This is a genomic window from Terriglobia bacterium (assembly GCA_020073205.1).
In the GTDB taxonomy this organism is placed as follows: Bacteria; Acidobacteriota; Polarisedimenticolia; order Polarisedimenticolales; family JAIQFR01; genus JAIQFR01.
This window is the reverse complement of record JAIQFR010000006.1, coordinates 1-12,267: the sequence shown is the minus strand read 5'-3', so window position 1 is coordinate 12,267 and position 12,267 is coordinate 1. Positions and strand designations below refer to the sequence as shown.

Genomic DNA, 12,267 nt, shown 5'->3' with positions numbered 1-12,267 from the left:
TCCGTGACATGGGGCGCGAGATGCTGGTCGCGGGGCCTGACGACGCCGGAAAGAGCGTCCAGCAGCTCCTGCACGACCGGCTCCGGGTCCCGCATTCCCGCGCGAGAGGGCTCATCCTCGCGGGCGGCGTCCGCCGGAACGGGGAGGTCGTCTCGAGTCCGGGAGCTCGCGTGTCCCGCGGCGACCGGATCGAGGCCACCGCCGATGCGGCGACCGCGCGCACGGCGCCCCGGCGGGCCCACCGCGCTCACGGCTACCGGATCGTGCACGAGGAGCGGGACTTCGTGGTGGTGGACAAGGAGGCAGGCCTCATCACCGTCCCGTCCCCTTCCCACCGCGGCGAGTCGCTCATCGAGATGCTGACCGACCTGTACCGGAAGCGGGGCTTCCGCCATCCGGCGGTGCATGCGGTCCACCGGATCGATCGATTCACTTCCGGCCTCGTGGTCGCGGCCCGCCCCGGACCCGCGTTCGCCGCCCTCCGGGCCCAGTTCGCGTCGGGCCGCCCCGACCGGGTCTACCTTGCCGTGGCCGAGGGGCGGTTCGAGCGCGACCTTGGGCGGCTCGAGCACCGGTTGGCCGAGCACCCGGTCAGCCTCAAGGTCCACCCGGTTCCCCTCGAGCGCGCCGGGAGGAAGGCGGTCTCGCGTTTCCGCGTCCTCGAGCGATTCTCTGGCGCGACGCTGCTCGAGGTGAGGCTCGAGACCGGACGCAGGAACCAGATTCGCGTCCAGCTCGCCGCCGAGGGGCACCCGCTCTTGGGGGACGTGGCTTACGGCCGGCGATCGACCCTGATCGGCCGGACCGCGCTCCACGCGCACCGGCTCGCGTTCGACCACCCCACGGGCGGTCCCAGGCTCGCGTTCGACGCGCCCCCTCCCGCCGATTTTCGGCGGCTCCTGACCGCGCTCCGTCGCGGAGGGGAGCACTAGTCGCCGACGAGCACCAGGACGCCGGTGTACGTGAAGAGGTGGTTGACGCCGCGGAGGGGAGCGATCTCGGCGTTCCCGAAGAACCCCAGCAGCGGAAGGCCCGGCAGGGCGTGGGAGATCAAGGCGGCATCGATCCCTTCCTCGCGGTAGAGCGATCGGCCGCGCGCCAGACAGTTGAAGTAGAGGCCGAAACGGAAGCGGCTCGGGTCTGCCTCGCGCACCAGCCCATCCAGCACGCGCTCCAGATCCTCGCGCGCGGCGGCACCCCCTCTGAGCGCGAACACCAGCCGCCGCCCTTCCTCGACCTCCTCCGAGATTCCGAGGACGCCCGTGTCGTCGTCGGCGGTCAGGATGTTGCGAATCAGGTAGTCGCCGGTGCGGACGTTCGGCTCCGGCGAATCGGGCACGAGTCCGACGAACAGGTAGTTGAACGCGGACTCGCTCCGATCGAGGACGCCCTCAGGCGCCACCTCGCGCAGCACCTGCATCGCCGGCCGTCCGTCGATTTCCAGGATGAGATTCTCGTGGGATTCCGTGACTTTGAGGGGGCCGGTGAGCGGCCGGCATCCCTGCGTGATCGCGACGTGGTGGCGAAAGGTCCCCCCGAGGCGGATGCCCGATACGCTCCCGCTGGCGGCTTCGCTCCCGCAGAGCTGCAGCGTGGCCTCATGGGGTCCACCGCTCGCCGCCGCGCCCCCGGCCACCGGAATGCCGTGCAGGGTGGCATCGAGCCCCTGGAGGAGCCGGTCCGGCCGGACGTGCAGCGGATCGGGCCAGACCAGCACGAGGTCCCCGGTCCCCCGGGAGGTGACCAGCCTTTCGCCCAGGCGCCTCCCCGCGGTCAACCCGAGGTCCCCCTCGTCGGGAAACAGGAACGGGGTCCCGCGAAGGCGGTCCGCGGCGACGGCGAGGACGCCGAGCGCCGGTCCACCTTCGATCTCCCTTTCACCTGCCAGGACACCCCAACCGGTGCAGCCGGCGAGGTAGGGGGTGCCGGTTTCCGTGGCCAGGGTCCCGAGGGCGTCCGCGATCGTGGAGGCGTGGTGCGACGTCGCGAAGACGATGCACCAGTCGGCGCCCTCGCCGCGGAGACCGGCGACGGCCTGTCGAGCCGCCTCGCGGGCGGCCTCGGCGGATCCGGAACTCGCGGAGATGCCGACGCCAGCGCGGATCATGCGTCACCCCGGCAAACGGCCGGGTACTATAGCAAATGGCCCCCGCGCGCCGCCGCGGGGCCGACGCCGCGGTCTTCCGGAGTCTTGCGTTGAAGCGGCTCCCCGGAGGGCCTATATTCCGGGTGCGCGCGTCACGAAAGGCGGAGGCGTTCGATGTCCATTGTTCGAATCACGGTCGCGGGTTTCTGCGCCGCGCTCCTCATGGGCGCGGCGATCACGTTCTCCCGGGCCGAGGAGCCCGGCACGGACCCGGCGGCAGCGTCCGCCGTCCCCGCGCCGAAGGCGGCGCCCGCCGACCCGTTCCCCGCGCCCTCGGGCCTCCTCGAGCAAGTGGAATTCTGGAAGCAGGTGTTCGCGACCTTGAGCCTCAGCCAGGTCGCGATCCACGATGTCGACCACCCCGCGCTCGTGTACGAGACCGTGACGCTCCCGGGAGAGGTCGGAGAGGGGTACTCACGGGCCCAGCGGGAGATCGTCCGCGCCCGGCAGAGGAAGATCGAGACCGCTCTTGCCCGGATGGAGCGGAAGATCGCGGCGCGGGAGGAGCTCACCGACGAGGAGAAGGAGCTCGCCCTCAAGATCACGACGACGGCGGGGATCGCTTCGATCGAGGGAGCCCACACGCGCTTGCGCTCCCAGCGCGGGCTTAGGGAGCGGTTTCGCCGAGGGCTCGAGATCAGCGGCCGCTACGACGCGGAATTCCGCCGCGTGTTCCGCGAGGCGAACCTGCCGGAGGACCTCGCGTTCCTGCCGCACGTGGAATCCTCGTTCCAGGCCTCAGCACGCTCGTCCGCCGGCGCCTTGGGCATCTGGCAGTTCACCCGGCCGGCCGCCCGGAAGTTCATGCTCTACTGTTCCGCGCTCGACGAGCGGCTCGATCCGGTGGCGGCGGCCCGCGGCGCCGCACGGTATCTGAGGGACGCTTACGAGACGCTGGGGGACTGGTCTCTGGCCGTCACCTCGTACAACCACGGCGTCGAGGGAATGGCGCGGGCCCGGGCGCGATTCGGGACGGACTTCGACCGGATCGCCCGGGAATACAACGGGAAGCACTTCGGCTTCGCCTCGCGGAACTTCTACGCGGAGTTCCTCGCCGTCCGCGAGATCGCGCGCGATCCCGTCCGTTTCTTCCCGGAGGGGATCCGATACGAGCCGCCGCTCGCGCAGGATCGAGTCGTGCTCGATAAGCGGACGACGCCGGTTCAGGTCGCGCGAGCCTACGGCGTGCCGCTCGGCGACCTTACGGCCTTGAATCCGGCCTGGACGCGGCGCGCCGTCCGGGACGGCCAGGCGCTCCCCGCAGGAACGGAAGTCTGGCTTCCCCAGGGAACGATCGGCCGGCTCTCCGCGCCGAAGGACGCTGCAAAGGCCGCACCGCCCGCGGTGGCCTCGCAGTCCGCCGCCGAGGCGCCCAAGCCGCCGGCGGGACGGGTGCCTGGCGCGCGCGCGGCGGACGCCGTCGCCAGCGCGATCGTCCACGTCGTGCGCCGCGGCGAGACGCTGTTCAAGATCGCGGCGGCCTATGGCGTGTCCGTGACCGACCTCCTGGGGCTCAACCAGCTGACTCCGGGTTCCGTCCTCCACCCAGGCCAACGCCTGCGGGTTCCGACCGCGCCCTGAGCGCCGCCGGATCGGACCCCCGGACTGCGACTTGCTGCCGGGCCGAGCCTGTCGTACCTTCGAAAGGGCCGATCCGGTCCGAGGCGGGGCGTGGCTCGCCACGGCCAGGGTCAAAGAGGAACGAATGCGCTGCCGAATCGAAGAGATCCGTCGAATGCTCGCCCTGGCGATCGCCGGTCTCTTGATCCTCGCCCCGGTCGCCGCGGCCCGCGCCTCGACCGCCGACGCCGCCTCGGGCACCCCGGCCGCGGCCTCCGACGACGGCGGGACGAAGGACGCATCGGCTACCCGCGACGCGACGAGCAAGAACAAGAAGAAGAAAAAGAGCGCGGTCGCCGACGCGGCGGTCAAGACCCCGCCGGCCGCGAAGGTGAGCGGTTCGCCGAAGAAGGGTACGCCGAAGGGCGCCGCGTCGAACTCCACGAGCTCGGAGCCGGGAGCGGTCGACAAAAAGGTCAATACCGTCGAGGACGTTTTCGCGGATCCGGACAACCGCGACCATTGACGGGACGGCTCCCCGTGCCGGCGATCGGGTCTCGTGATGGGGACGGGGATGGCATGGGCGAGCCCACCTACGTCAACCGGGGCTTCGGCCTGAAGCAGGCCATCACCGGGCGGCTCTCCCGCGACTACCACAGCGAGATGGTGGAGCGGATGCGGGGCGAGGGGCTGAGGCTCGACGTCGGCGACCTGTCGTTCCGCCTCGCCCAGGAATTCGGATTCTGCTACGGCGTGGACCGCGCCGTGGAGTACGCGTACGAGACCCGCGAGAAGTTCCCGGATCGGCGGATCTTCGTCGTCGGCGAGATCATCCACAACCCGGGAGTGAACCGGCGGCTCCAGGACATGGGAATCCGGCTCCTCGAGGGGAGCGCCGGGTTCGCCGAGCTCCTACGCCGCGACGTGGTCATCCTGCCCGCGTTCGGCGTTCCCCTCGGCGAGATGGACGCGCTGCGCGCGACCGGCGCCGTCCTCGTGGACACGACGTGCGGCTCGGTGCTCAACGTCTGGAAGAACGTCGAGAATTACGCCCACGACGGGTTCACCGCGCTGATCCACGGCAAGTACGAGCACGAGGAGACCCGCGCCACGTCGTCCCGGGCGCTGAAGCACCCTGAGGGGCGGTACATCGTGGTGAGGGACCGGGTCCAGACCGAGGTGGTCTGCGACCACATCGGGGGGCGAGTCGATCGGGACGGCTTCCTGCACCTCTTCGCGGACGCGATCTCCCCGGGATTCGACCCGGAACGCGACCTCGAGCGGATCGGATGCGCCAACCAGACCACGATGCTCTCCAGCGAGTCGCTCGCCATCGCCGGCCGCGTTCGCGCGGCGATGATCGCGAGGTGGGGGGCCGACGAGGCGGCGAAGCGCTTCCGCTCCTTCGACACCATCTGCAGCGCCACCCAGGAGCGGCAGGACGCGCTGGTCGCCCTGCTGGGGGAGGTGCGGCTGGACCTGATGGTCGTGATCGGTGGGTACAACTCTTCCAACACCACCCACCTGGTGGAGATCGCGATCGCGAAGGCTCCCACGTACCACATCAGGTCCGCCGAAGGTCTGGAAAGCGCGGAGCGGATCCGGCACCAGCCCCTGGGGAGCGGCCGGGAGGGCGTCTCCGCGGGCTGGCTGCCCGAGGGCCCCGTGACCATCGGTCTCACGGCCGGCGCATCGACACCCGACATCGAGATCGAGAACGTGATCCGCCGGATCGCGTCGTTCCGCGGCATCGACGTCTGATCGCGGCCGATGTGCTATGTTCTGGGCCCTCGAGGAGGGCCCGTGGACCCCAGGAAACGTCCGCCGCAGCGTCGCGTCGTGGACCGGCGGCACCCCGAGGAAACGCGCTCCGCGCGGAGGCGCCCGCCGGCGGGATTGGCGCCGAAGGTACGGGTCGAGCATGCGGGACCGCTCCACGTCGAGATCATCGTGGTGGGGCGCGAGTTGCTCCGCGGCCGAACCGTGGACGCCAACGCGAGCTACCTCGCCGGCTGGCTGAGCCAGCGGGGTGCGATCGTCCACCGAATCACCACGGTGGACGACCACGATCGCTCGATCACCGAGGCCGTCACCGAGGCGATCGAGCGCGGCGCTCGCCTCGTGATCACCACGGGAGGGCTCGGCCCGACCTCCGACGACCGGACCCTCGGCGCGGTCGCCGACGCGCTCCGCCTCCCCCTCGCCATGCACCCCCACGCGAAGCAGATGGTCGAGTCCTCGTACCGCCGCCTCGAGCAGGAGCGGGTGGTGCCCCGATCCGGCCTCACCCCCGCCCGCGAGAAGATGTGCTCGATCCCGGTGGGCGGCGAGCCGATCCCCAACGAGACCGGCACGGCGCCGGGTGTGATCGTTCGCCGGCCGGGCGGCGTGACCGTGCTGTGCCTGCCCGGGGTCCCGGGAGAGGCGCGCGCGGTGTTCCATGCCGCGATCGAGCGCCTTCGGGAGATCGCGCCCAGGCGCGCGGTCGCCCGCCGCGAGGTCGAGACGCCCACCGCGGACGAGTCCTCGCTCCGGACGATCCTCGACCGGCTCGCGGAGGAATTTCCGCAGGTCTGGGTCAAGAGCCACGCCCCGGGACTCCGTCGGGCGGACGACCGGATCCGTGTCACGCTCGAGGCCGCGGCGGAAACCGAGGCCGAGGCCGAGGCGGCGGTGGAGAGCGCTCTCCAGCGCCTGCTCTCGCTTGCCGGCGGCGGCTGATCGCTCCCCGGGAGATTCCCCGATGACGGCTCGTGCTCCGGCGGTGCTCGCGCTGCTCTTGCTACTCCTCCCGGTGGCGGCCGCCTCGGGTCCGTCCCCGGCGATCGGACCGGACTCGGTCAAAGCGATCGTGGCGCGTCTTGCGGCGCGACTCGGCGAGGGGGAGGCGGAGAGGATCCGGCTCGGCGTGGCCCAGGCGGCGCAGCGCTGGTGGCCGGAGGACGGCGACGCCGCGTCCTTCGGCGCATTCTGCGAGGAGAACTTCGTCGCGGCCGGGCCGGACCTCGACCGGACCTTCGCGCGGCTCGAGACCGTGCTCGAGCAGGTGGACGGCCACCTCCACGAGGTCCGGCGCGAGCTCCTGACCCCTCTCGACCTCGATACCGGGCCCGTGGAGCCGGTGGATCGCCTGCTCGGGAACGTCGACCTCGCGGCGCACGTCGACGAGGACCTGTTCCACAGCAAGGTGGCGTTCCTCGCCCTGCTCAACTTTCCGGTGCACACCCTCGCCGACCGCCTCGCGCGCGGCGCCGGCTGGAGCCGCGAGGCGTGGGCGCGATCGCGTCTCATGGATCGGTTCGCGGAGCGGATCCCCGCCGCTGTGACCCAGGAGATCACGCGCGCTTCGACCGCGGCCGACCAGTACATCGCCGGGTACAACGTCCGCATGGGGCGCCTCCTGACGCCGGACGGAAAGCGCCCGTTTCCCGACGACCTTCGCCTCATCACCCACTGGGGCCTGAGGGACGAGCTCGCGGCGCACTACGCCGAGCGCGACGGCCTCGCGAAGCAACGGATGATCCAGAAGGTGATGGAGCGGATCGTTCGCCAGGAGATCCCGGCCGCCGTCATCGACAACCCGGACGTGCTGTGGTGCCCAGAGACCAACGAGGTGCGTCCGACCGGAGGATCTATGGCCGGGGGGGGCGCCGGGCTCGAGGCCCGCGAGCCGGACACCCGCTACGCGAAGCTCCTCGATTTCCTCCGGGCGGAGCGAAAGGCCGACCCGTACTGCCCCACCGCGCCGACCTACATCGCGCGGCGATTCGAGCTCGACCGCCAGATCCCCGAGAAGGAAGTCGAGGCGGTGCTGGTCTCCGTGCTGGAGTCCGCCGAAGTCCGCGATCTCGCGGGTTTGATACGGAAGCGCCTCGGTCGGCCGCTCGAGCCGTTCGACGTCTGGTACTCGGGGTTCAAGCCTCGCGGCGCGCGCAGCGAGGAGGAGCTGGACCGGATCGTGCGGGAGAAGTACCCGACCGCCGAGGCGTTCAAGGCGGATCTTCCGAACGTCCTGGTCAAGCTCGGCTTCGAGGGAGAACGGGCCCGCTGGCTGGCCGAACACGTCGTGGTGGACCCCTCCCGCGGCGCGGGGCACGCCCTGGGCGCGGTCCGGCGCGGTGACTCGGCGCACCTCCGCACGCGGGTCGAGACGTCCGGAATGAACTACAAGGGGTACAGCATCGCCCTCCACGAGTTCGGACACAACTGCGAGCAGGTCTTCTCCCTGGACGCGATCGACCACTGGCTCCTGAGCGGCGTGCCGAACAACGCGTTCACCGAGGCGCTCGCGTTCACCTTCCAGGACCGGGACCTCGAGGTCCTGGGACTGGCGCGGCGGGACGAGGACGCGCGGGGGCGCGCGGCCCTTGCGACCCTCTGGGCGGTCTACGAGATCGGCGGCGTCTCGCTCGTGGACATGGGCGTCTGGAACTGGATGTACGCTCACCCGGAAGCCAAGCCGGCGGAGCTGCGGCAGGCGACGCTCTCCATCGCCCGCGGCGTCTGGAATCGTTACTACGCCCCCGTGTTCGGGGTGAAGGACCGGGAGATCCTCGCGATCTACTCCCACATGATCTCCTACCCGCTCTACCTCCCGGACTACGCCATCGGGCACATCGTCGCGTTCGAGATCGGGGAGAAGCTTTGGGCAGGCCCATTCGGCGCGGAGTTCGAGCGCATGGCCCGTCAGGGGCGCCTGACGCCGGACGCCTGGATGCGCGGAGCCGTGTCTCTGCCCATCTCGCCGGGGACGCTGCTGCGAGAGGCGCGCAAGGCCATCGACGCGGGCAGGGAGTAGCGGCAGGGGCGCTTCGCCCCTCCTTCGGCCTCACGCGTGCGGCCGCGCCGCTTCCATCGCCTCCCGCAGACGCCGCCACCGCTTCCCGCGAATCCCGCGGTAGATCCTGGGAAACGAGCCTCTCAGGTCCTCCGCGCGCTGGGCGTACCGCTGCGCGACCCTCCCCATGGCGAACGCCGCGCCGCGCGCCAGGCGCCGTCCTCTCGGGCCGCAGATGTCCTCGAGATGCGCCATGGCCACCTGGGCGTCCTGGTGCAGGCCCAGAAGGTCCTGGAGGTCCACCAGCGCGTCGATCATGAGGCTCGCCTCTTTGCCGTAGAGCTCGGCGTGGAACTCCAGCGCGTAGCGGAGGCGCTTCGAGGCGATTCGTAGCGCGTGCCAGTCGGCAGCGGGCGAGACGGGGGCCAGGCGATCGCCGATCCTCCTGACCTTTCGGTAGCGGCGCAGGATCATGTCCGGCGCGGCGGCGAGGGCCGGGCGGCACGCCTCGAGGCGTCGCCGGGCCGGCTCGCGCTCGACGAAGGCGCGGAGCGACGCCGCGAGGCGGGCGTACCCGGGGGAGTCGAGCACAAGGAGCATCCTCCGGCGCGCTCGCTCGCGGCGCGCCGCCACGGTCTCGAGGTAGGTCTGCATCACGAGCCGCTCCGCCGCCGGCGCGTCACGGAGGAACTCGTCGAGCTGCTGGAGCTGCACGTCGAGGTCCCTCACCTCGCCGAGGGCCCCCCCGATCCGGCCGAGCCTCCGCCGGAACGAGCGGGCGCGCGCCGGGAGCACCTCCTCGAACAGGGCGAGGGCGGCGCGAAGACGGCGAGAGGCCACCCGCATGTCGTGCAGCGCCTCGGGGTCGTCGCCGAGGCGCGTCGCCGGCTCGTTCGCCAGGAACGCCCCGAGGTGGCGGCGCAGGACGGCGTAGGCGAGCGCGCCGACCGACGCCTCGGCGATCGTCGAGACCGCTCCCGAGACCGGAGGCATCGGGAGGTCGATGCCGAGCCGGGCGAGGGCCGTCTCGAAAGCCGTCTCGCCGGCCGGGGCGAGCCCGAACTCCGTCTCCATTGCGGACGCGAGCCCGGCGACGGCCCGGTCTTCAGGCTCGTTCGCTGTCAGCAGGGCGCACGCCCAGCTTGCGGTCGGGGGTCCGTCCGGACGTCGGGCGGCGATCTCCTCGATCTCGAGCTCCGCGCGACGGCGGCCGTGGAGCCGCAACGAGAACCGGCGCCGCCGGGTCCTGAGGATCAGCACCGAGCGGAGCGGCCGAGGCCCCGCCACCGCGCGGACGCGCGTCCCCAGGGGATCCGGAGCGCGCCTCAGGCCCTCGGGATCTTGCGAGGGAACTTGGACGGGGTCGGTCGCGACGGGCCCGGGCCGGAGCGAGACCATGGCCGCCTCGACGCGCCCTTCGCTCCGCCGGACCCGAAGCGCGCAGCCGGCGCGATGGAAGGACCGGTCGTCGGTGTCCGCGAAGAGATCGTGCTCCTCGACCGCGCCCGCGGCGTCGAGGGCCACCGCGAGTCCCGCCGCGGGGCCGGAGAGCCACTTGTCGATCGCCGCGGCTTTCTCAGCCTCGAACCGCCACACCGCACCCTCGCACGACCCGACGCGCCAGCGCCCGACGTAGCTTAACCCAGACGCCCTCAGGATCGTCTTGACCTCCGGTGCCGGCGAGACCTAGACTCGCGCCGGGGAAGGGAGGCGAAGCGGATTCGCGAATGCTTCTCCCGGCGGCCCGCGGTGCGAGGGGCGCGGCGGCCGCGCGGGATTCAGGCAAGGGGGGAGAACCCGTGCACATCCTCGCTCTCGTGAATCAGAAGGGCGGCTGCGGCAAGACCACCACGGCGATCCAGCTCGCATCCGCTCTGGCCGCCCTGGGGCACCGCACCGTGCTGGTCGACCTCGACCCCCAGGGGCACTCGACGCTGGGGGTGGGGGCCTCCGCCCCAGCCCGAGAGGCCTCGCTGGCAAGGGTCCTGTCGCGATCCGGCTTGGAAGAGGACGCGCTCCCGATCACCGAGATCCTCGTCAAGGTCGCCGAAAACCTGTCTCTGGCCCCTTCCGGCGCGGAGCTGGCCGAGCTGGAGCCCGAGCTCGCGAGGGCACCGGGAGGCGAGGAGCGGCTCGCGGAGCACCTCGCGGCGCTCACGGGCTTCGCGGATCGCGTGATCATCGACGGGCCACCCTCGCTCGGCCTGTTGACGCTGAACTCCCTCATGGCGGCCCACGAGGTCGTGGCCCCGGTCGAGCCGAGCCTCTATTCGATGCACGGCCTCGTCCGTCTGGTCGAGCTGGTGCAACTGCTCGCGGAGCGCAAGCACCACCGTGCCCGCGTGAGGGTCCTGGTGAACGCTTACGACGGCCGGTCGAATTTCGCGCGGCAGACCGTCGAGGAGATCCGGAGGACCTTCCCCGAGCAGACCCTCCTGACCGTGATCCGATCGAGCGTGCGGGTCCGCGAGGCTGCCGCGCGGGGCCTCCCGGTCGACCGCCACGCTCCCCACGCGTCCATCGTCGAAGACTATCGAGCGCTCGCCGCGGAGCTCGAGCGCTCGAGGGTCGCGGTCGAAGCGCCGACCATCGATCAGGCTCAGGGGCTCACGGTGGCGCGGGAGGGGCTCTACCTGTCGAGGCACGACGTGGCGCCGGAGGACGTGCTGCTGGCCGGCGACTTCAACGCCTGGGAACCGGACCGCGGGGTGCTGCTCGAGAAGCACGACGACGGCAGCTGGACCAAGTTCCTGCCGCTAAAGCCGGGCCGGTACGAGTACAAGCTCGTGGTCGGCGGCCGCTGGATCGCGGACCCGCTGAACCCGCGGCAGGTCACGAACGCGGTCGGATCGAAGAACTCGGTGCTGGAGGTCTGACGTGCGGGTACTCGCCGACGAGGCCGGCGGACACCCCCTCGCCGGGGTGCTGAATCGGCTCATGAGCCGCGAGCGGGGGCTCGGCTCGCCTCCGAACACTTCCGGGACCCGCGCGAACTCCTTGGCACCCGAGACGGGGCCGGAACGATCTCCCCGCCGGATGCTGGTCGTTGCCGGACTCGGCCCCTCGGTCGGGTCGGAAGCGCTCCTGGCCGTGGCTCGCTGGGCCCTCAAGGGAGGACGGAAGGTCGCCGTCGTGGACTTCGGCCACCCTTCTCCCGGCGGGCCTGCCGATCTCCCGCCTGCGGGCGTCGCCGAGGCGCGAGAGACCGTGCCGTTCGCGTCGGTCCCGTGCGGCCTCGACGGCCTGCGTCGCGAGGCTCCGTCCTCCCTGGCGGCCGTGGCCGAGCGCCTAAGACGCCACGAGAGCGAAGCGGACCTCGTGATCGTCCGCGTACCGGCGGAGGACCGGCTGGCGCTCTCGAGAGCCGCGTTCCTGGCCGGCGGGCTCATCGTCCCCCTCGACGGGGGGGACGGCGTCGTCCACGCGGCGTTCTGCCTCTCGCGGGAGTTCGCCGAGAGCCTGCCCGCCGTGGTCCTTGTGCCTCACGCGTCGGATCCGGCGGCCCTCGACCTCTACACCTCGATGGTCCGGGATTTCCTCGGCGAGGGCTCGACGCCGGTGGACGAGGAAGACGCTCCTGTCGGCGACGTCCTTCTCCCGCTCGCCGGGCCGCCGGAGGGAGGCTTCCTTCCGGCCCTGCTCTCGGCCGCGGCCGCCGGGACGCCCTCGCCTCCCCGGCTCCTCGACATCGGCACGCTCAACATCTGAGATCGGCGGCGGAAGACACGAAACCCCCGCGGGCGGGTGCCGCGGGGGTTTCGAGGTCGTGCGGTCGAGACGACGC

The 12,267-nt window shown here is 71.6% G+C and carries 10 protein-coding genes; 8 read left to right on the top strand and 2 right to left on the bottom strand.

The genetic code is table 11. The features are described 5' to 3' along the window. Positions 1 to 8: 8 nt before the first annotated feature. Complete coding sequence (locus LAO51_02095; GenBank protein MBZ5637528.1) at positions 9 to 932, top strand: RluA family pseudouridine synthase; 924 nt, start codon at positions 9 to 11, stop codon at positions 930 to 932. Here LAO51_02095 and LAO51_02090 read toward each other — a convergent pair. After that, complete coding sequence (locus LAO51_02090; GenBank protein ID MBZ5637527.1) at positions 929 to 2,107, bottom strand: FIST C-terminal domain-containing protein; 1,179 nt, start codon at positions 2,105 to 2,107, stop codon at positions 929 to 931. The genes LAO51_02095 and LAO51_02090 overlap by 4 nt on opposite strands. A gap of 153 nt (positions 2,108 to 2,260) precedes the next feature. On the opposite strand from LAO51_02090, the gene LAO51_02085 reads away from it, so the two are divergent. The 5 genes from LAO51_02085 (at position 2,261) to LAO51_02065 (ending at position 8,504) form a co-directional block, all read left to right on the top strand. After that, positions 2,261 to 3,727, top strand: a complete 1,467-nt coding sequence (locus LAO51_02085) for a transglycosylase SLT domain-containing protein (GenBank protein MBZ5637526.1) — start codon at positions 2,261 to 2,263, stop codon at positions 3,725 to 3,727. 124 nt (positions 3,728 to 3,851) lie between these two features. Then, positions 3,852 to 4,232, top strand: a complete 381-nt coding sequence (locus tag LAO51_02080; GenBank protein ID MBZ5637525.1) for a hypothetical protein — start codon at positions 3,852 to 3,854, stop codon at positions 4,230 to 4,232. A 53-nt stretch (positions 4,233 to 4,285) separates the two neighbouring features. After that, positions 4,286 to 5,467: a 4-hydroxy-3-methylbut-2-enyl diphosphate reductase gene (locus LAO51_02075; protein ID MBZ5637524.1), complete on the top strand. Its 1,182-nt coding sequence runs from the start codon at positions 4,286 to 4,288 to the stop codon at positions 5,465 to 5,467. Positions 5,468 to 5,509: 42 nt separating this feature from the next. Further along, positions 5,510 to 6,427, top strand: a complete 918-nt coding sequence (locus tag LAO51_02070) for a competence damage-inducible protein A (protein MBZ5637523.1) — start codon at positions 5,510 to 5,512, stop codon at positions 6,425 to 6,427. Between the two features lie 22 nt (positions 6,428 to 6,449). Then, complete coding sequence (locus LAO51_02065; GenBank protein MBZ5637522.1) at positions 6,450 to 8,504, top strand: hypothetical protein; 2,055 nt, start codon at positions 6,450 to 6,452, stop codon at positions 8,502 to 8,504. A gap of 30 nt (positions 8,505 to 8,534) precedes the next feature. Here LAO51_02065 and LAO51_02060 read toward each other — a convergent pair whose 3' ends face one another. Then, positions 8,535 to 10,079 carry a CHAD domain-containing protein gene (locus tag LAO51_02060; protein ID MBZ5637521.1) on the bottom strand — a complete coding sequence of 515 codons (1,545 nt, stop codon included), beginning with the start codon at positions 10,077 to 10,079 and terminating at the stop codon, positions 8,535 to 8,537. Between the two features lie 203 nt (positions 10,080 to 10,282). Between LAO51_02060 and LAO51_02055 the strand changes: the two genes are divergently transcribed. Together LAO51_02055 and LAO51_02050 are read left to right on the top strand one after the other, a co-directional pair. Beyond that, complete coding sequence (locus LAO51_02055) at positions 10,283 to 11,359, top strand: AAA family ATPase (protein ID MBZ5637520.1); 1,077 nt, start codon at positions 10,283 to 10,285, stop codon at positions 11,357 to 11,359. A 1-nt stretch (position 11,360) separates the two neighbouring features. Continuing rightward, entirely contained in the window at positions 11,361 to 12,191 is an 831-nt protein-coding gene (locus LAO51_02050) for a hypothetical protein (protein ID MBZ5637519.1), read from the top strand. Positions 12,192 to 12,267: the final 76 nt, after the last annotated feature.